This is a genomic window from Sphingopyxis sp. (genome assembly GCF_019459305.1).
Taxonomy (GTDB): Bacteria; Pseudomonadota; Alphaproteobacteria; order Sphingomonadales; family Sphingomonadaceae; genus Sphingopyxis.
The window spans coordinates 18,147-38,081 of the sequence record NZ_JAIBES010000146.1 but is presented as its reverse complement, the minus strand read 5'-3'; the positions used below and the strand labels follow the sequence as shown (position 1 = coordinate 38,081).

The following is a 19,935-nucleotide window of genomic DNA, read 5'->3' as shown; positions in this document are numbered from 1 at the left end:
GGCGGGGGCGGGGGTTAAAAAAACCGGGGGGGGCCCCGGGGCCCCCCCCCTCAATATTCTAAGGATCGCTAGCGGTTAGAATTTGCCGCGCAGCGTCACGCCGTAGGTCCTCGGTTCAGCCAGGAACTGCGAGAAGATCTGGCGGCCGCCCGGATACTGCGGGTCGGTGAACGGTGCCGACGTTGTCCCCGCCTGGAACGGCGAGTTGAACGCGACCTGCGCATAGTTCTTGTTGAAGATATTCTGCGCCCACAGCTCGACGCCCCATTTCTCGTCGGGGCCACGCACCCCGATGCGGGCATTGAACAGCGCATAGCCATCCTGTTCCTTCTGCGGGAACAGGTCGGACCCGGTGTTGTAATCGCTGGTCATGCGGCCATCGATATAGACCAGGCCGGTCAGCCCGCTGCTGCCGATATCGGGGGTCCAGGTGACGCTGCCGGTGGCGACCAGTTCGGGCGCGTTCGACAGATTGTCGCCGGGCAGCTTGCGCAGCGCCGGATCAAGCGCCAAGCCGCTTTTGTTGCCCACCAGATCGCCACGGAATTTGGTGCGGGCATAGGTCAGGCCGGCCGCCATGCGGAAGTTGCGCGCCGGGACCAGCTGGGCCTCCAGCTCGAAACCTTGCGTTCGCACGCCATAGGTAACGTCGTCGGCCGCGCAGGTGCCCGTTGCGTTGCTCAGGTCCGTATCGGCATCGGGTCCGCCGATGAGATTGTCGCAACCGTTGACCGTCGCAACCAGAAACACCGTACCGTTAAAGGTGTTCAACTGGAAATTGCTGAAATCCGATCGGAACGCCGACACGCTCAGGCTGAACGGGCCAGTCGAATATTTGGCACCGACTTCATAGCTGTCGACCAGCTCGGGGTCGAACTGAAGGTTGCCGACCAGCGCCTGCGCGCCCGCCTGTCCGCCGAACGGCACGATCGGCGATTTGAGCGCCGAACGGTCGAGGTTGAACCCGCCCGCCTTATAACCGCGCGCAAAGCTGGCGTAGAGCAGCAGGTCATCGACCGGCTTGTACGACAGGATCGCGGTGCCGGTCCATTCGTCCTCGCTGCGCTTGTCGTTGATCGACACGCCGTTGAGCTCGGCGGTCGAATTGCCCTGGCAGCTGAGCCCGATCAACGCACCCGCGAGCGCGCGAGCGGTCGCGGTGGTCGCCGGGTTGACGGCATCGTCGAGCACAAGACCCTGGACGGTCGTGCAGACGGTGTTGTCGTTGCCAAAGGTTGCGTCGAACTTTTTCTTGTCGTTCGTATAACGCAGCCCCAGCGTCAGATCGAGGCGATCGGTAATGTGAACGATATTGTGCGTAAAGATCGCCCAGTTTGTGCCGTCCTGGAAATAGCGGTCGTTGGTCGTGCCGAGATCGTTAAGCCCGTCGAGCGCGGTGAAGGCGGCGACGATGTCGGCGCCCGAAATCGGCCCGCTGGCACCGGCAAGCGTTGCCGGGCCGACGCCCGGCGCAACGCACAGCGGGCTGGTCGGCGAATAAAGTCCGGCAAGCCCGCCGCCCGAAATGATGCGGCAATTGGCAAAGCGGCCATATTGATTCCCGAAGCGCAGATTGTCGCGCACGGTCAGCTTTTCATTGGCGTAGAAGCCGCCAATGAGCCAGTCGAGCGTTCCGTCGAACGCTTCGCCTTGCAAGCGCAGTTCCTGGGTGAAGGTGTGGAACTGGCGATACGCATCGTCGCTGGGTGCGCGATAGAGAATATCGACCGCGCCATAGTCGGTATCCGACGCCTGGCTCGACCGATATTCGCGGTACGCCGTGATCGAAGTCAGCGTGGCGCCGCCGAAATCATAATCGATCTGGCCTGAGAAGCCATAATCCTTGGTCACGCCCTCGAAGCTGCGTCCCGGACTGACCGAAATCGCACGGCCATAGCCCTGGCTGAACGCCGAAAGCGGCTGGCCAAGATCGCGCAGCACGTTGATGATGTTGTTGCCGTTTGTCTGCAGCGGTGCGAGCGGCGTCGACGGGTTGTTCAGATTGCCGATAAACGGGTTGACGCTGTTGTCGACATAGGTCGCGGCGCAGCATTTCTCGTTGCGATAGGTATAGTCGGCGATCAGCCGGATCGACAGCGCATCGGTCGGTTCGAACAGGATCTGGCCGCGCAGGAAATAACGGTCGCGGTCGTTGACGTCGGTGTTGTTCGTCGTGTCACGATAGAAACCGTCGCGCTTGACATAGACGCCGTCGAGCCGGGCCGCGATCGTGTCGCTGATCGGGCCGGTCACGCTGCCAGTGAAGCGCAGAAAGTCGTAATTGCCATAAGTGGCTTCGCCATTGGCGCCGAAGTTGAATTCGGGCTTTTTCGAATAGATGCTGATCAGGCCGGCCGACGAGTTGCGGCCGCCCAGCGTACCTTGCGGCCCGCGCTGCACTTCGACGCGGTCGATCTCGCCCAGTTCGTTCAGGCCGATGCCCGAACGCGAACGATAAACGCCGTCGATGAACACGGGAACCGAGCTTTCGAGGCCGGGGTTGTCGCCGACGGTGCCGATGCCGCGGATACGCGCCGAACCATTGGCTTCCGAACCGGTCGACGAGACGAGCAGCGACGGCGCGACCTGGTTGAGCTGGCGGATGTCGTTGGCGCCGCTGTTCTGCAGCGTTTCGGCGTTCACTGCCGAAATCGCGACCGGCACGTCGGACAGGAGCTGCGAGCGGCCTTGCGCGGTGACAATGATCGGGGTGTTGTCGCTGTCGTCGGCGACTTCGTCAGCGGTCGCGTCTTGCGCGAAAGCGGGCATCGCGACGACCGCCATGGCGATTGAAACACCAAGCGCGCTGGTGCGCATAAATCGGGCAGCACGAAGGGAAGATGATTTCATGTCGGGCACTCCTCTCAATATTTCATTATTTTTGTTGCGCGCGAAGCATAACTCAATTGCGTGCGCGATCCAGCATAAGGCACGCATTTACGTCGTTTCTGGAGGGGTGAGGCTTTTTGGCCACAGGCGAAAAAGTGCCCGTTCGGCGGTGCTTAGCGGCTAGCTGGCGCCAAGGGTGCGGCTTGCCGTAGCGTCATCGCGCGCGCTGCCAGTGCAGGGAAAGCAAAGCCGGCGCCCGCGCACCACCAGCATCGCCTGATAGGGTCCAGCGAAATTTTCGGCGATCACCGGGTCGGTGGCGGTCATTCCGCCGGTCAGACTGCCAAAGGCGGGCAGAATCAATCGCCGTTCGTCGCCCGCAAAGCAGGGGCGCGACACATGGCGGCCGCGGACATTCAGCCGCAGCTTGGGGTGGAAATGCCCCGACACTTCGGGCCTGGTTTCGTGAACCAGACTTTGGTGCCGAAAGACGATGCCGTCGACGACATGCTCGTCAGCGATCTCGCCGCCCCACGCGCCGCCGGTCAGCCCGTCATGATTGCCCGCGATCCACAGCAGCTGCGTCGCGGCGGCCTGCCCGCGCAGACGCTCGGCGATTGCGGGAACGATGCGGTTGGCAGCATCGCGGTCGTGGAAACTGTCGCCAAGGCACCAGATCGCGCGCGCGCCGGTCGCTGCGGCAAGCCGCGCGAGCCGGTCGAGCGTATCATGGCTGTCATAGGGCGGCAGCGGCTGGCCCAGCGCCGCATACCAGCTCGCCTTTTCCAGATGCAGGTCGGCGACGATCAGCGCGCCGTGGCGCGGCCAGAACAGCGCCCGGTCAGGCAGCATCTGAAAGGACTGCCCGGCATAGGCAAAGGGCGCGGCGGCGGACATGGCGCCGCTATGGCAATGCTGCTGGCAGCCCGCAAGCGCGCTAGCTGCCGGGCAGCACCATGTGCGCGGCAAAGCGCTGCCCGGTCTGGCGGTTCGCCCCATCGGGCAGGTCGAACACGACGCGCCGGTTGGGGAAATCGATCTCCACCCGGTCGAACAACGACAGGCTGTCCATCCCGAGCAACAGCGCGGGGCGGTCGTGGAGCCCCAGCACACGGAACGCCTGACTGTCGGCAAAGCTGACCGGCAGGTCGTTGATGTCCAGCCCGTTGATAACGATGCGCTTGATCGCGGTGCGCAAGGCGGGAACATCCTCGCCCGTCACCGCGGTCAACTCGGTCGCGGAAAAGGGCAGCCGGTTCGCGCGCCGGGCCGCGACCAGTCTTTGCAACGCCATGTTGCCAACGCTGGTCTGCGCGCCGGTGTCGACAATGACGTCGATGCGTTTGCCGTGCAGCCGCGCGTCGGAAAGAATCAGGCGGCCGGCCGAATTGCGCGCGGTGACGACGATTGCGTCATCATCCTTGATCAGCGACGGCGCGCGGCGGCGCGTTTCCAGGATCTGCATCCTTTCCTTGCGGAAATCGATCAGCACCCGGCGTTTTTCGAGCATGTCGACGCCGATCAGCCCGGCAGCGCCGATATGACGACCGTGAAAGGCGGGCGCTTCGACGGACGCCAGGCGCAGGTCCGACATTTGCAGCGCGGCAACGCGGAAACTCGGCACCGTTGCCGACCCGCCGATCGTCGCGAGCCGCAGCTTGGCACCTTCGACCAGCTCCAGTCGTGCGGCGAGTTCGCGTGCGATTACGGTCCGTTCGGCGCCGGTATCGACGAGGAAAGCGAACGGGCCTTTGCCGCCGACCATGACCTGCACCGACATCCGCCGCGTTGCGTCGAGGTCGAACGGCTGAATGAATGGGACGATCTCGCTGGCCGTGCCGGGTTCGACAAGGACGTCAGCCGAATCGCCGTTGGATGGAACGGCAACGGGGGGCGGCGCGGGGGGAGTCTGGCTGGCGCCGATCAGCACCGGCGCGGCGAGTAGTGCCGTCCAGAACATCGACCGCCTGAAAAGGTGGGTCATTGCGGGCATCCTCTTTATGTTTGGCCGTAATCTACGCCTCATCCGGGCTGGCAGCAAGCGAAACGCCGAGGTGACATTTTCCCCTCCCCATGGTTTCTTCCCTCCCCATGGTTTCGCCACCGGGAGGAGCGATCAACCCTGACCCATCGCCTGATCGGCCAGGCTGTCGGCCAGTTCGCCGAGCAATGCATCATCGACATCGGCGCCGGCGACGCTTTCGCGCCCGATCAGCACCAGCACCGGGATCGCCAGCGGACTGATCCGATCGAGCCGCTGGTGCAGCATCGTCCCCGCCGCACGGTCGAGGAGGTCGCCTAGCCGCGCGACATCAGTCAGGCGCTCGCGGGCATCGGCCCAGGCGGCTTCGAGCAGCAGATGGTCGGGCTCATATTTGCGCAGCACGTCAAAGATCAGGTCGGTCGAAAAGGTCACCTGCTTGCCGGTCTTGCGCTTGCCGGGGTGCTGGCGCTCGATCAGCCCGCCGATCACCGCGACCTCGCGAAAGGCGCGCTTGAGCAGGTGCGATCCCTCGACCCATTCGACAAATTCATCCTCAAGGATCGCCGCGTCGAACAGCGCGGCCGGGTCGGCGACCGGGCGCAGCGACCAGATCGCCAGCGCATAATCGGAGGCGACGAAGCCCAGCGGTTGCAACCCGGCGCGCTCCATCCTTTTGGTGATCAGCATGCCGAGCGACTGGTGCGCGTTCCATCCCTCGAACGGATAGGCGACCAGATAATGATTGCCCTCGTGCGGGAAGGTTTCGACGAGCAGCTCGCCGGGGCGCGGCAACACCGAGCGTAGCGCCTGCATCTCGAGCCAGAAGCGGACGTCCGCAGGAAAGAGTGCCCAACTCGCCGGATCGGCAAGGAAGCCGCGCACCCGGTCAGCGAGCCGCGTCGACAGCGCCATGCGGGCGCCCATATAGGAGGGAATGCGCGCCGGCTTCGTCGTGGCGCGAACGAGGACGTCCGAGTCGCGGATGCCCTCGACCTCCAGGCTGAGCCCCGCAAAGGCAAAGGTGTCGCCGGGGCTTAACGTGCTCGCAAAATATTCCTCGACCGTGCCGAGCCGCCGCCCGTTCTTGAACCGCACATCGAGTGTCGGCGCATCGACGATAATCCCGGCGTTGAGCCGGTGCTGGGCGGCGAGTCTGGGATGTGCGATGCGCCAGCCGCCTCGTCCGTCGGGGGCAAGGCGGCGAAAGCGGTCATAGCTTTTGAGCGCATAGCCGCCGTCGCGGACAAAGCCGAGCAGGCGGGAAAAAAGCGTTGCATCAACCCAGCGATACGGCGCTGCCGAACGGATTTCCGCCAGCAGCGCATCCTCCTGGAACGGCGCCGCGCAGGCGAGCGCCATCACATGCTGCGCCAGCACGTCGAGCGCGCCGGGGCGGAAGCGGTCGGCGTCGCGCTCGCCCGCCTCGACTGCATCCAAGGCCGCCTGCGCCTCCAGATATTCGAAACGATTGCCAGGGACGATCAGTGCCTTGCTCGGCTCGTCCAGCCGGTGATTGGCGCGCCCGATGCGCTGGAGCAGCCGCGACGACCCCTTGGGCGCCCCCATCTGGATCACGCAGTCGACGTCGCCCCAGTCGAGTCCGAGGTCGAGACTGGAGGTCGCGACCAGCGCGCGCAATCGCCCTTCGGCCATCGCCGCTTCGGCGCGCTGGCGCGCCTCGCGGTCGAGGCTGCCGTGGTGGATCGCGATCGGCAGCGACAGGTCGTTTACCTTCCACAATTCCTGAAAGATCAGCTCGGCGAGCCCGCGGGTGTTGCAAAAGATGATCGTGGTGCGGTTCTTGGCGACCTCGGCCATCACCTGATGCACCGCATAACGCCCCGAATGCCCCGCCCATGGCACGGCGCCCTCGGGCAGCAGGATCTGGATGTCGGGGTCGGCGCCCGCTTCCCCCTCCACCAGCGTCACGCTGCCAGCATCGCTGTCGGGCGCCAGCCATGCGCGGTACGCGGTGGTATCGGCGATCGTCGCCGACAGCCCGACGCGGCGCAGGCCCGGCGCGATCGCCTGCAACCGTGCCAGCGCAAGGCTGAGCAGGTCGCCACGTTTTCCCGGCGCGAAGGCGTGGATTTCGTCGATCACCACCGTCTTGAGATCGGCGAACATCGTAAAGCTGTCAGGATAGGAGACCAGCAGCGACAAGGATTCGGGGGTGGTCAGCAAGATATTCGGGGGCCGGCTGCGCTGGCGCGCCTTCTTGTCCGACGACGTATCGCCGCTGCGGCTCTCGACGCTGATGGCAAGGTCCATTTCGGCGATCGGGCCGAGCAGATTGCGTTCGACATCGGCAGCCAAGGCCTTGAGCGGTGACACGTAGAGCGTGTGCAGCCGGTCGGTCGGGTGCGCGGTCAGATCAACGAGCGTCGGCAGAAACCCCGACAGCGTCTTTCCAGCCCCAGTCGCTGCGACGAGCAACGCATGTTCGCCGCGCTCACCAGCGCTGAGCATATCGGCCTGATGCCGCCGCAGCCGCCAGCCGCGCGCAGCGAACCAGTCGGTAAAAGGGGCGGGGAGGTTCATATGGAGAACGTGGGGCCGCGATGAGGCGGCGGCAAGCCTTTCCCGTTCGGCGCTCCTGCGGTACGCATCGCGGATGACCGAGAACCTCCGCCATCATATCGACGAAGCCATGCTGCTGGCGACCGAGCAACTGAGGCAAGGGCGCGTCGCCGATTATATCCCGGCGCTGGCGAAGGTCGATCCGAACAAGCTCGGTTTCGCGCTCGCCCTTCCAGACGGCACCGTCCACACGTCGGGCGACGCGGATGAAGCCTTTTCGATCCAGTCGGTGTCGAAAATATTCACGCTGGCGCTCGCGCTGCGCCGCGTCGGCAGCGACCTGTGGACCAGCGTCGGTCGCGAGCCGTCGGGGAGCGCGTTCAATTCGGTCGTCCAGCTCGAAAGCGAGCAGGGCATTCCGCGCAACCCGCTGATCAACGCGGGTGCGATCGCGACCACGGACCGGCTGATCGACGGGCGCGAGGGTGATGCGGTCGCCGAAGAAATCCTCGAATTTATCCGCGCCCGCGCGGGCGATGACAGTGTCGAAATCGACTTCGACGTTGCCTTTTCCGAATCCGAAGCCGGCGCGCGCAACCGCAGCCTGGCCCATTTCATGGATGCGTTCGGCAATCTGCGGCACCCCGTCGAAACCGTCGTCGGCGTCTATTTCCGCCAATGCGCAATCGCGATGAGCTGCCGCCAGCTCGCGCGCGCCGGGCTGTTCCTGGCGATGGAAGGCCGCGATCCGCTCACCGGCGAACAGATCGTCGAAGCGCATCGAGCGCGCCGCATCAACGCGATCATGATGCTCTGTGGCCACTACGACAACAGCGGCGAATTCGCCTTCCGCGTCGGCCTGCCGGGCAAGAGCGGCGTCGGCGGCGGGATCCTATGCATCGCCCCCGGGCAGGGATCGATCGCGGTGTGGTCGCCCGGACTCAACGAAGCTGGCACATCGCTCGCGGGCGCCGTCGCGCTCGAACATTTCGCCTATGCGGCGGGATGGTCGGTGTTCGATTGACCAACGGCGGATGAATGGCAGAGCTGGGGTAGATTTGAGACATCGCCCTCCCTTTCAGGGAGGGGAGAACCAGTGTCGCTTTTTTGGCCGCAACCCGACCCTTACTCTACGCCCGTCAATCGTCGTTCAGCAGCGCCAGCTTTACCCGCGCGGTGCCGCTGCGGTGCATTCCGATTTCCCGCGCGGCGGCGTGGCTGACGTCGATCACCCGGCCGCGATGAAAAGGGCCGCGGTCGTTGATGCGGACGATCACACTGTCGCCGGTGGCGGTGTTGGTAACGCGCACCTTGCTGCCAAAGGCGAGGGTGCGGTGCGCGGCGGTCAATTCGTCGGGATTGAAACGCTCGCCGTTGGCGGTGCGGTTGCCAGCGAGTTCGCGGCCGTAATAGCTCGCGACGCCGCTGTCGATTTCGGCTTCCTGGACGATCGCGGCAATGGCCTGATCGGAAACTTCTACGTCCTGCGCTGCGGCCGAAACCGTGAGCACAAGCGGCATCAGCATCGCTGAAAAGACCCGCATGACATCATCCCCTTATCGTGGGAGCGCCAAAAGCAGCGGTGGCTCACCAAGGCAAGCCACCGCGCGTTGGACTGATGTCTATTTGCGTCCGGAGGTTGGAATCGGTGCCGTTTCAGCGGAACCAATCGAAATCATACGTCCAGATTCGCCACCGACAGGGCGTTGGTCTGGATGAATTCGCGCCGCGGTTCGACCTCGTCGCCCATCAGTCGCTCAAAGATTTCATGCGCGATGTCGGCCTGTTCGGCCTCGACGCGCAGCAGCGAGCGGTTCGACGGATCAAGCGTGGTTTCCCACAATTGCTCGGCATTCATTTCGCCCAGCCCCTTGTAGCGGCTGATCGCGAGCCCCTTGCGGCTGTGCGCGAAGATCGCCTCAAGCAGTTCGGACGGCCGCGTGATCGGGGTAACCTTGCCAACGTTCGCGGTGGGCAGGTCGCTGTCGCTCGCTTCGGCATCGTCTTCGGCGGCCTCGGCTGCGGCCAGCGCGGCGGCGTCGGCGGCCATTGCCGCGGCGCTGCTACCCTTCACCAACCGGCTCGGGTGGGCATAGGTCTCGGCTTGTTCGGCGGCCAGCTTGTGCAAGCGGCGCCCTTCCTGGCTCGCCAGGAACGCGGCGTCGATCGCATGATGGTCGCTGACCCCGCGCCAGCGCTTCTCCAGCGTATAGCCGCCGTTGCTGGCGGTGATCGTCCATTTTGCTTCGATCCCGCCGGTCAGCGCGCGTTCGGCGGCGTTGAGCCATTCGGCGGCGCGCACGCCCGCGGCGGCACGCCCGGCGCTGTCGAGCGCCGGATCGAGAGCACCGTTGAGCGCCAGCGCCTCGACCAGTTCGTAATTATGCCCGCGCGGGACATAGCGCATCAGCGCGCGCAGGCGGCGGCCATGGTCGATCAGATCGCGCAAGTCATTGCCCGACCGCGCCCCGCCGGTGGTTTCGAGCATCAGCGCGTCGATGCCGCCGTCGACGAGGTAATTTTCAAGCGCGGTGTCGTCCTTGAGGTAAACCTCGCTGCGCCCCTTGGCGACTTTGTAGAGCGGCGGCTGCGCGATGTAGAGATAACCGCCCTCGATGATCTCGGGCATCTGGCGATAGAAGAATGTGAGCAAAAGCGTGCGGATATGCGCGCCGTCGACGTCAGCGTCGGTCATGATCACAATTTTGTGATAGCGCAGCTTTTCGATATTGAATTCGTCGCGGATGCCGGCCCCGAGCGCCTGGATCAGCGTGCCAACTTCCTTCGACGAGATGATCCGGTCGAAGCGCGCGCGCTCGACGTTCAGGATCTTGCCCTTCAGCGGCAGGATCGCCTGAACCTTGCGGTCGCGGCCCTGCTTGGCCGATCCGCCTGCCGAGTCACCCTCGACCAGGAACAATTCGCATTTGGCGGGGTCGCGTTCCTGGCAGTCGGCGAGTTTGCCGGGCAGCGAGGCGATGTCCATCGCGCCCTTGCGCCGCGTCAGTTCGCGCGCCTTTTTCGCGGCTTCGCGCGCCGCGGCGGCGTCGATGACTTTCTGGATCACCGCCTTGGCATAGGCAGGGTTTTCCTCGAGCCATTCGGTCATCCGGTCGGCCATCAGGCTTTCGAGCGGCTGACGTACTTCGCTGCTGACCAACTTGTCCTTGGTCTGCGACGAGAATTTGGGATCGGGCAGCTTGACCGACACGATCGCGGTCAAGCCTTCGCGCATGTCATCGCCGGTCAGGCTGACCTTCTCCTTTTTGAGGAGGCCCGACTTGTCGCCATAACCGTTGATCGTGCGCGTCAGCGCGGCGCGGAATGCGGCGAGGTGCGTGCCGCCGTCGCGCTGCGGGATGTTGTTGGTGAAACACAGCACATTTTCATAATAGCTGTCGTTCCATTCGAGCGCGACCTCGATACCGATGCCATCGCGCTCGCTGCTGATCGCGATCGGATCGGGCAGCAATGCGTTCTTGTTGCGGTCGAGATATTTGACGAAGGCGCCGATGCCGCCCTCATAATAAAGATCGTGGGACTGATGCTCGGCGTGGCGGGCATCGACCAGCTTGATCCGGACACCGGAGTTGAGGAACGCAAGTTCGCGGTAGCGATGTTCCAGCTTTTCGAAATCGAACTCGAGGACATTCTTGAAGGTTTCGGTCGATGCCTGAAAGGTGACGCGCGTGCCCTTCTTGCCCGCCGGGGCGGGGCCGTTGACCTTGAGCGGCGCAACCGAATCGCCATGCTCGAACCGCATCCAATGCTCTTCGCCGTCGCGCCAGATCGTCAGCTCGAGCCATTCGGACAGCGCGTTGACGACGCTGACCCCGACGCCGTGCAGACCGCCCGACACCTTGTAGGCATTGTCGTCGCTGGTGTTCTCGAACTTCCCGCCGGCGTGGAGCTGGGTCATGATGACCTCGGCCGCCGAAATGCCTTCTTCGGCGTGGATGCCGGTCGGGATGCCCCGGCCATTGTCCTCGACGCTGACCGATCCGTCGCTGTTGAGGGTGATCAGGACGAGGTCGCAGTGGCCCGCGAGCGCTTCATCGATCGCATTGTCCGACACCTCGAACACCATGTGGTGCAGCCCCGACCCGTCGTCGGTGTCGCCGATATACATGCCGGGGCGTTTGCGGACCGCATCCAGGCCCTTGAGAACCTTGATCGAATCGGCGCCATAAGCATTGGCATTGGGCAGGTTGGCATTGGCGCTCGGCGCCATATTTTCAGGGGTGTCCGTCATGCCGATTATATAGGGTCGCAGATGCCAAAACCCAAGCGAAAATGCGGGTCTTGGTGCTTTCGCGACGAGCGTTGCATGGTCACGCCGCGGCGGCTAGATTCGGGGCATGAAAACGCATCGCTCCCCCCGTATCGCTTTGTCGCTGGCTGCTGCGCTGGCAATGCCGCTCGCCGCGTGCAGCCAGCCCGAACCGCCTGCCGAAAATGCTCCGGCCGTGGCGGGCGAACCGCTCGCGACGCGCGCGGTGATGATCGGCACCGAGGGGCCAAGCCTGCCTGCTTGTTCGAGCATCAGTCGCGTCAAGGCGGGCGGTACCGACGTCTATTGGGCGCCTGACGAAACGCGCGCGGTCAAGGCCAAGCTGGCGGGCGGTGCCAATGTGTCGCTGTGCGAAGCAACCAACGATGACGCCTGGTTCGGGGTGGTCTTTGCAGCGCCGGGGACCGACCCCGATATGTGCGGGGTCGGCAAATCGGTCGCCAATGCGCGCGAATATCAGGGTCCGTGTCGCTGGGGCTGGATCCGGGGCGGAACGGTACAGCTGGGGGGATAACTGCCAATCCTCCTTGTGGCGAAGCCCTGGGGAGGCGGACCGTTCGCGAAGCGAATGGTGGAGCGGCCTTGCGACGGCAGCGCCATTGCACCACCGTCAGTCCTTCGGACTGCCACCTCCCCATCGCTGCGCGACAGGGAGGATCCTTTTATCGACAATCCTCGATCACCCGCCCGATCTCCGACTGCACCGGCAGCGTCAGCGCGCCGCCCTCCGGCGTTTCCAGCGCGAACCGTCCGCGGCTGAACGCGATGCGGTCGAGCCGCGGGTCGCGGTTGGGCAGCGTTGCGCTGCCGCCATCGAAGCGGATCTCGTCGGTCCCGGCGCTCGTGCGCAGGCTGACGGCGCCCGCCAGTGCCGAGGTAAGTCGTATCGCGCTGCCGCTGCATGTCATGGTGAGCAGCGGATTGGCGCTGCCGGTCGGGATGAACGCCGCAGCGCGGCTGCCTGCATCATAACGCCACGCGCCACTATCGACGGCGCGCTCTTCCCAGCCCCTGGTCGGGGTCGGAAGCGGTGCCGGGGTCGGCGCGGCGGCGACAGGCGCCGGACGCGGCGGCGGCGGGGCGGGGGTTGGGACCGCGGCGCAACCCGCGACCGCCAGCATCAACGGCACCGCCAGCCCATATTGTGTCCACATCCGCTGCCGCTTCATAGTCAAAATCCCTGCCAATCGATCACTTCGTCCAGTCCTACGCGCGGCACCGGCCACTGGTTCACCGCGGCGTTTTCGTCGGCATAGCCGATCGCGAGGCCGGTGAACAAAATCTGGCCGTCGCCCAGCGCCAGCGTCTCCCGCACCGTCTTGCCATACATCGCCCAGCATTCCTGCGGACAACTGGCGAGCCCGCCCTCGACGAGCAGCAGCATCACCGATTGCAGCCACATGCCCATGTCCGACCATTGCGGTGGCCCCATGATGCGCGAGCAGTGGAGGAAAAGCATCACCGGTGCGCCGAAACCCCGGTAATTCTCCACGAACTGAGCCAGCCGACCCGCCTTGTCTTCGCGCGGGATACCGAGTGCGGCATAGAGCCCCTCGCCGACCCCGAAGCGCCGCGTCTCCCACGGATCGGTCAGCCCCTTGGGATAGATGTCATATTCGGGCTGATAACCCTCGCGCCCCATCGCCAGCCGCGCCGCGACCGCATCCTTCACCGCCGCCCAGGGTGCGCCGGTCAGCACCGTCGCCTGCCAGGGCTGAAGATTGCCGCCCGACGGCGCGCGCTGCGCCGCGGCGAAAATATCCCGGAGCAGCGCCTGATCGACGGGCTGGTCGGTAAATTTGCGGATCGATCGCCGCTGATGCAGCGCAGCGGTTACCGAATTCGGGTCAGTCACTGGCATATTTATCCTCTCGCCGTTTGCCGAACAGCAATTTGCGTTCGAGCCGGGCTTTCAATTGGCGGTAGTAGCTCAGCAGGAAGACGTCATCCTCTTCGGCGACGGGGCGGCCGATTTTGGCGCGGATCGTGTCGGCGACCTCGCGCATCGCGCGGGCGTCCCTGCCGCGCAGGACGCGTTCGAGCTCCTGCAATTCGAAAATGCCGTACACCGCCAGTTCGGCCTCGCTGAACGTCATCGCGTCGCCCGCGGTGCCGGTGGCGATATCGGCGTCGAGCTTCACGCGCTGCGCCATCACCACCCAGGTTCCGGCGATCAGATCGCCCATTCGCATCCGGTCGCGGTTGAACAGCAGGAACAGGCTGAGCGTCAGCGACCACAGCACCCCCGCCGCCATCGTCCAGCCCGACACCATATCCTCCGCCGCGCCGACCCCCAGCATCATCAGCGGCAGGAACAGCTCGAGCTCGCGGATCAGATTGCGCGCCACCACGGCGTGGCGCGGGGCCGGCCGCCCCGCCCCCCCCACCCCCACCTCAAGCCGCGCCTGTAACCGCGCGCGCGCGCGTATCATTTGGCGCGCCCCCCCGGGGGGGGGGTTCACCCCCCCGCCGTCGCGCGCCACGACGCGAATGCCCATCAGCCTTTTGCCCGGCGTCGCGGCGCGTGATCCCAGCTCGAAGCCGACGAACCAGAAGGTGCGCAGCAGGAAGGCGCCAAGCATCCAGACGACCATGGTGATGTCCGATTGCGAGGCAAAGCCGATCCACAGCATCACGAGCGAGAACAGGAATAACGCCAGCACGATCAGGATCAGATCGACCAGCAGCGCCCCAAACCGCAGCCCCGAACTTGCGATGCGCAATTCCAGATCGACCCCTTCGGGGGTGATGAACTGGCGGACTTTCTTCGCCCGCGCGCTGCGCGATTTGGCGTTGGCCTGCGCGGCAGCGGCGCTCATGTCACATCCTCGCGCCGCGGGATATAATAATAGGCGATCCAGAACAGCAGCATCAGCGTGCCGATGCCATAACGCAGCATCGTGTCGGTGATCAGCTGGCGGCCGAACCCTTCGAGCAGTCCGGCCATGAACAGCATCAATATGACCCCGATCATCACCTTGCCCGCGGTCCGCCCCGCCTCCGCCGCCGCCTGTAACCGGCTGCGCGCGCCGGGGAAAACGACCGCGGCGCCGATGCGCAGCCCGGCGGCGCCCGACAGTGCCGCGGCGAACAATTCGGTGGTACCGTGGATGAACAGCCAGCCACCGAAGTCGAAACCCAGTCCCTTGCCGGCAAACACCGCCATCATCGCGCCCAGCCCGATCCCCTGATAATATTCGAGCATCATCGTCGGCACGCCAAAGGCAAATCCCAGCGCAAAGGACAGGATCGACACGCGGCTGTTGTGCGTGAACAAATAGGTCGCAAAGACGTGCAGGCCGCTTTCGCCCTCGCTCGCCGCCTTGCCATGCCCCAGCGTCGATTGCAGATATTCGGCGGTGGCGCGTGGATCGCGGCCGCCCGCCATGTCTTCGCCGACGAAATTATAATACCATTCAGGGTTGTTGGCGACGAGTGAGTAGCTGGTGATCGCGCCGAGCAGGATGATCAGCGAAATGATAATCGTCTCTTTCCACACCGACCGCACCGCGGCGGGCCAGTCGTAGAGGACGAAGCGCCGGATGCGGCTCCAACGCGTCTCGCGCACGCCATACACGAGGAAATAGCCGCGGATCGACAGCGCCTCGAGATGATCGAGCAACGCCTTGTCGAGGCTGGTCGCGCGCGCGATCGACAGCGACGACAGCGTGGCGCGATAGAGCAGGGGCAGTTGCAACAGCTCGTCGCTGGTCAGCGCCTTGACACCCTTTTTCTCGAGCTTGGTAAGCAGCAGGTCGAACGCGATCCAGTCGGCCTCGCGTTCGGCACGAAAGCGGCCGGTCGAAAAGCTCGGTGCGTCGAGGGCGCGCGTCGGGGCGGCCGCGGGGATCATAAGGTGCCCGCCCGCTTGATGCCGAGATAGGCTTCGACCGCTCTCGCCCCCATCGCGTCAGCGGGCACTTCGACGACATCGGCGCCGAGCCTTTGCAACCGAGCGATCACCAGCTGGCGGTCGCGCAGCATTGCTGCGGCGACGTTCGATCGCGTGACGTCGGCGCCGGTTTCGGGGCGGCGACGTTCCTCGCTTTCGACCTCTTCATCCTTGATGACGACGAACAGCAGCCGGTGTTTCTTCACCAGCCGTCCGGCGGCGCGGATCATCAGGTCAGCGCTGGTGGCGTCGGTGAATTCGGTGAACAGGATGATCAGCGAGCGGCGGTTGAGCTGGGCGCCAAGCGTCGTCAGCGCGAGGGTGAAATTGCTTTCGACGTGCGCATAATCGATCAGGCTCGCGGTGCGCTGCAGTGCCGGAAAATCCTGCGTGTGCATATAGGCGGGGGTCAGCGTGTGCGGCTTGGCGGCAAAGGAGAACAGGCTGATGCGGTCGTTCAGTTTCAGCCCGACATAGGCGAGCAGCAGCGCCGCCGACACCGCGCGATCGACGCGCGGCATGCCGCCGACGGGTTCGGCCATCGTGCGCCCGCTGTCGATCGCCAGCACCACGCGGTTGTCGCGTTCGACGCGATATTCCTTGGCGAGCAGTTTGACGTGGCGCGCCGACGCGTTCCAGTCGATCGCGCGGCGGTCCATCCCCGGCTGATATTCGGCGAGCGCTTCGAATTCTGTGCCTTCGCCGCGCAGGCGCTGCTGGCGCAGTCCGAACCAGCTGTTGCGCTGGAACAGCCGGCTGCCTTCGTCGGTGACCGCGCGCAGGCTGGGGACGACGCTGATCGCGCCGTCGATCCCAAAGCGGCGCTGTTTCCACACCAGCCCGAGCGGCCCGGCCCAGCGGATCCACAGCGCCTCGATCAATGCCTGTCCGCGCCGCGAGGCGGTGAGCGAAAGGGTGCTGGTCAAAGCTTCGCTGCCGCTCGTGCTGCGCATATCGCCTGCGAGTCGTCCGCCCTCGACGAACCGCTCGTCGAGCGCGAGCGCCAGTTCGGCGCGCGGCGGCACCGCTGGCCCGGTCGCCGTCAGCGCCAGGTCGAACGGATCACCGACCCCGACCTGATGCGGAAAACGGGCGTCGAGCGCGAGGTGGCGCGGACTCGCCCCCGCGATGGTGTCGAGGATCAGGCACGCGACGATCACCCCGATCCACCCGGGCGCGACCAGCCACAGCTCGGGCCGCACCAGCCCGAGCGCGAGCGCGATCGGGGCGCCGAGCAGCAGCAGATAGATCGCCCGGCGGGTTGGGTAGATCATAGGGATAGAGCCTCCCTGTGGCGGAGCCATGGGGAGGTGGCAGCGCGAAGCGCTGGCGGAGGGGCTTTGGCGCGAAGGTCGCCGCCCCTCCACCATCGCCTTCGGCGACGGTCCCCCTCCCCATCGCGGCGCGACAGGCAGGATCGATTGCAGGTGCCGATCACCGCGGGACTTCTTCGAGGTCGAGCAGCGCCGCGACGACCTCTTCGACGCTGCGCCCTTCGATCTCCGCCGCCGCCGACAGGATGACGCGGTGGCGCAGCACGCCCGACGCGAGGCGCTGGATGTCGTCGGGAATCACATAATCGCGCCCGTCTAGCGCCGCCGCGGCGCAGGCGGCGCGCGCCAGCAATGTCGCGGCGCGGGGCGAGGCGCCGCATTCCAGATCGGCGCTCTCGCGCGTCGCCCGGACGAGCCGGACGATGTAGTCGACGATCTCGTCGGCCAGCCGTACCGTGGCGATCGTGTCGATCGCGGCTTCGATCGTTTTCGCATTCGCGACTTCGGTCACTCCAAAATCGGCGACTGCGGGACTTTTGAAGCGCCCGCCATGGTCGGCGACGATGCGTCGTTCCTCATCGGCGGCGGGATAATCGACGACCAGCTTGAACAGGAAACGGTCGAGCTGCGCCTCGGGCAGCGGATAGACGCCTTGCTGCTCGATCGGGTTCTGCGTTGCCAGCACGGTGAAGCGCGGGCTCATCACATGCGCCTCGCCGTTGATCGTCACGCGGCGTTCCTGCATCGCTTCGAGCAGTGCGGCCTGCGTCTTGGGCGGGGTGCGGTTGATTTCGTCGGCGAGCAGCAGCTCGGTAAAGATCGGCCCCTTGGTCAGGGTGAAGCTCGACGTCTGGAAGTTGAACAGGTTCGACCCCAGGATGTCGCCCGGCATCAGGTCGGGAGTGAACTGGATGCGCCCGAAATCGAGGCCCGTCGCGCGCGCGAACGCCTGCGCGAGCAAGGTCTTCGCGGTTCCCGGCGGGCCTTCGAGCAGCACATGGCCGCCCGCGAGCAGCGCGATCGTCACCATGCGGGTCAGCGGTCCCTGCCCGAACACGACCTTGGCGACCTCGGCCTCGATCGCGGCGCCGAGCGCCTGGACGCCTCCCACTCCTGGTGCGATATTATTGGCTGTCACGCAGTAAATCCTTCCTGATGTCGTGCAGCGCCTGCGCGTCTGCCAAAAACTCATGAGTGTTGCGCGCGAGCGGCAGCCGCCGTGCGAGTGCGGAAAATGTTTCGCCGCCGACGCGCAGATGCTTGTCGATCCAGCGGTCGGTCGCGGCGTCGTCCAGCCCGCCCGGCGCGTGCAACCGCCGCGCAATCGCGCTGCGCTGGCTGCGGACATAGGCATCGGCGCCGTCGAGCTCACGCCGCGCCTGTTTGATCAGGTCGGCGCTGTTGGCGATCAGCGCCGCTTTCGATACCGCAATTGCGCGCGCTGGTTTCAGCGCCGGGCCGAAGCGCATCCACGCCTGCCACAATGCAAGCAGCCCCGCGGCGATAAGGCACAGGGTGATGCCGATGAACGGCGGCACGAACGCAAAGCGCAGCAACGAGCGCTGGCTGCCAAAGCCGTTCAGCGTCACGTCGAACGCGACGCTATATGCCCCCGCATCCTCGGCCACCGCATCGACCAGCATCGCCGCCGCGCGGGCGCGATCGCGGTTCACGAAGGCCAGATTGTTGACGAAGTCGGGATCGGACAGGATGTAAATCGGCGCATCGGGCTGCTTCGCCAGCACCGCGCCGCCGTGCGGAAAGGCGATCAACGTCTCCATATCGGGCGCGTTCAGCACCTGCGTGCGCAGGTTGGGCAGCGTCAGCGTCATCGGATAGCCGCCCAGATGGCCTTTCGCTTGCGCGCCGCGCGCGTTGGGCTCGCTGCCGATCTTGTCGATGCGTCCAGCAGCGGGCGGCAGCATCTTGGGCGACGGCGCGGACGCAAAGCCGCCCCCTGCCCAACCCGCTTTCGACGGATGGCGGCCGGTCCGCCATTTCGGCAATATGATCAGCACCGCCCCGCCGCGCTGTTCGCTGATCAGACGGGCAAGGTCGTCGGCCTTGGTGGTATGGCTAGGGGTGAGGATCAACAATTCGGGATCCTCCAGCGTCGGCGCTTCTTCGCGGCGGCGGAGGTCCACCGCGGCGTCGCTGCGTTCGAGCAGGTCGACGATTCCGGCGTAACCCGGCGCGGCCTTCGACAGCGCATGGCCGCCGCCGTCGTTGCCGCTGTTCAGCTGCGGACCCAGCGCGATCAGCGCCCACAGCGCGATGAACGCGATCACGCCGATCGCGACGACGCCCGCGATCAGGCGCGGGTTGAACCCGCCGTCGCTTGCTACCCCGCCGCTCATGTCCGCGCCCAATTCTTTGGCACCGTCAGTTCGGCATAGGCGCTGCGGCATTGTTGCCAAGCGTTGGCGTCGATCAAACGCCCGCCGAACAGGCTGATCTCGACCGCACGCGCGATGCGGCTGAATGCGTCGCGGGCAACCCCTGGCAAATCGCGCGCTTCGGCGAGGTCGCGTGAGGTCATCGCGGGCTTGACCAGCCCAGGGCGGCGGCCTTCGATATCTTCGACGCTGCGATAGAGCAGCAGGTGGACGGCTTCGGCAAAGCGCCCCTCTGCCGCCAGCGCATCGGCCTCGCTCAGCAACGCGCGCGCCGCCCCAGCTTCGGCCAGCCCGACATCATCTGTGCCGTCATCATTGCCCGCCTTGCGCCGGAACGGCAGATTGTCGACCCAGCGCGCAAAGGCGGGGGCAAAATGATAGAGCAAAAACAGTGCCAGCAGCGCGACGCCGATCCACAGCAAAGGCTTGGCGGCGGGCGCGCTCCATTGGAAAAAGCTGCCGATCATGTCGAACAGCGACCTCAGCCATTCGGGGGTCGGTGGCGGCGGGGGCGGGGGCGGTGGAAATACCGTCTGGATTTCGCCGCCCGCGATCGTCTGGCTATAGGCGGGATCGACGAGCTCGGGATCGATCAGCCAGCCGCCGCCCGCGCTCGAAGCATCGGCGGCCGCTGACGCCTGGGTGATCCACAGCGACATCATGCCCAAAAGACTGTTCCGCCGTGCATTGTCATCGCGCCAAGGCGTAGCGCGAGGCGGCGCGCCAAGGCAAGAGATGCTTGCGTACCG

The 19,935-nt window shown here is 65.4% G+C and carries 16 protein-coding genes; 2 read left to right on the top strand and 14 right to left on the bottom strand.

The annotated features are described in order from the left end of the window. Nucleotides 1-75 precede the first annotated feature (75 nt). The 4 genes from K0M74_RS18165 to K0M74_RS18150 form a co-directional block, all read right to left on the bottom strand. On the bottom strand, nucleotides 76-2,850 hold the full coding sequence (locus K0M74_RS18165; protein ID WP_293975682.1) for a TonB-dependent receptor: 2,775 nt from the start codon (nucleotides 2,848-2,850) through the stop codon (nucleotides 76-78). A 159-nt stretch (nucleotides 2,851-3,009) separates the two neighbouring features. Further along, the gene (pdeM, locus tag K0M74_RS18160) at nucleotides 3,010-3,726 is read right to left on the bottom strand and encodes a ligase-associated DNA damage response endonuclease PdeM (RefSeq protein ID WP_293975680.1); all 717 of its coding nucleotides are present in this window, start codon (nucleotides 3,724-3,726) and stop codon (nucleotides 3,010-3,012) included. Nucleotides 3,727-3,766: 40 nt separating this feature from the next. Beyond that, complete coding sequence (locus K0M74_RS18155) at nucleotides 3,767-4,813, bottom strand: retroviral-like aspartic protease family protein (RefSeq protein WP_293975678.1); 1,047 nt, start codon at nucleotides 4,811-4,813, stop codon at nucleotides 3,767-3,769. Between the two features lie 132 nt (nucleotides 4,814-4,945). Further along, on the bottom strand, nucleotides 4,946-7,354 hold the full coding sequence (locus K0M74_RS18150; protein ID WP_293975676.1) for a ligase-associated DNA damage response DEXH box helicase: 2,409 nt from the start codon (nucleotides 7,352-7,354) through the stop codon (nucleotides 4,946-4,948). Nucleotides 7,355-7,463: 109 nt separating this feature from the next. Between K0M74_RS18150 and K0M74_RS18145 the strand changes: the two genes are divergently transcribed. Further along, the gene (locus K0M74_RS18145; protein WP_293975692.1) at nucleotides 7,464-8,357 is read left to right on the top strand and encodes a glutaminase; all 894 of its coding nucleotides are present in this window, start codon (nucleotides 7,464-7,466) and stop codon (nucleotides 8,355-8,357) included. Nucleotides 8,358-8,472: 115 nt separating this feature from the next. Here K0M74_RS18145 and K0M74_RS18140 read toward each other — a convergent pair whose 3' ends face one another. Both K0M74_RS18140 and gyrB read right to left on the bottom strand, forming a co-directional pair. Further along, nucleotides 8,473-8,877, bottom strand: a complete 405-nt coding sequence (locus K0M74_RS18140) for a septal ring lytic transglycosylase RlpA family protein (protein ID WP_293975674.1) — start codon at nucleotides 8,875-8,877, stop codon at nucleotides 8,473-8,475. Nucleotides 8,878-9,008: 131 nt separating this feature from the next. After that, on the bottom strand, nucleotides 9,009-11,585 hold the full coding sequence (gene gyrB, locus K0M74_RS18135; protein WP_293975672.1) for a DNA topoisomerase (ATP-hydrolyzing) subunit B: 2,577 nt from the start codon (nucleotides 11,583-11,585) through the stop codon (nucleotides 9,009-9,011). Nucleotides 11,586-11,691: 106 nt separating this feature from the next. Here gyrB and K0M74_RS18130 point away from each other — a divergent pair, with 106 nt between their 5' ends. Then, entirely contained in the window at nucleotides 11,692-12,138 is a 447-nt protein-coding gene (locus tag K0M74_RS18130; protein ID WP_293975669.1) for a hypothetical protein, read from the top strand. 148 nt (nucleotides 12,139-12,286) lie between these two features. Here K0M74_RS18130 and K0M74_RS18125 read toward each other — a convergent pair whose 3' ends face one another. The 8 genes from K0M74_RS18125 to K0M74_RS18090 form a co-directional block, all read right to left on the bottom strand. Then, entirely contained in the window at nucleotides 12,287-12,793 is a 507-nt protein-coding gene (locus K0M74_RS18125) for a hypothetical protein (protein WP_293975667.1), read from the bottom strand. 2 nt (nucleotides 12,794-12,795) lie between these two features. After that, the gene (locus tag K0M74_RS18120) at nucleotides 12,796-13,479 is read right to left on the bottom strand and encodes a nitroreductase (RefSeq protein ID WP_293975665.1); all 684 of its coding nucleotides are present in this window, start codon (nucleotides 13,477-13,479) and stop codon (nucleotides 12,796-12,798) included. Further along, a complete protein-coding gene (locus K0M74_RS18115; protein ID WP_293975663.1) occupies nucleotides 13,472-14,443 on the bottom strand; it encodes an RDD family protein in 972 nt (323 codons plus the stop codon). The genes K0M74_RS18120 and K0M74_RS18115 overlap by 8 nt, the downstream gene beginning before the upstream one ends. Then, complete coding sequence (locus K0M74_RS18110; RefSeq protein WP_293975661.1) at nucleotides 14,440-15,477, bottom strand: stage II sporulation protein M; 1,038 nt, start codon at nucleotides 15,475-15,477, stop codon at nucleotides 14,440-14,442. The genes K0M74_RS18115 and K0M74_RS18110 overlap by 4 nt, the downstream gene beginning before the upstream one ends. Next, nucleotides 15,474-16,790 (bottom strand): DUF58 domain-containing protein, encoded by a 1,317-nt coding sequence (locus tag K0M74_RS18105; protein ID WP_293975659.1) that lies wholly within the window; start codon nucleotides 16,788-16,790, stop codon nucleotides 15,474-15,476. The genes K0M74_RS18110 and K0M74_RS18105 overlap by 4 nt, the downstream gene beginning before the upstream one ends. 160 nt (nucleotides 16,791-16,950) lie before the next feature. Then, on the bottom strand, nucleotides 16,951-17,871 hold the full coding sequence (locus K0M74_RS18100; protein WP_293975690.1) for a MoxR family ATPase: 921 nt from the start codon (nucleotides 17,869-17,871) through the stop codon (nucleotides 16,951-16,953). A 43-nt stretch (nucleotides 17,872-17,914) separates the two neighbouring features. After that, a complete protein-coding gene (locus K0M74_RS18095) occupies nucleotides 17,915-19,147 on the bottom strand; it encodes a DUF4350 domain-containing protein (protein ID WP_293975657.1) in 1,233 nt (410 codons plus the stop codon). Then, nucleotides 19,144-19,848: a DUF4129 domain-containing protein gene (locus tag K0M74_RS18090; protein WP_293975655.1), complete on the bottom strand. Its 705-nt coding sequence runs from the start codon at nucleotides 19,846-19,848 to the stop codon at nucleotides 19,144-19,146. Before K0M74_RS18090 ends, K0M74_RS18095 begins: the two co-directional genes overlap by 4 nt. Nucleotides 19,849-19,935: the final 87 nt, after the last annotated feature.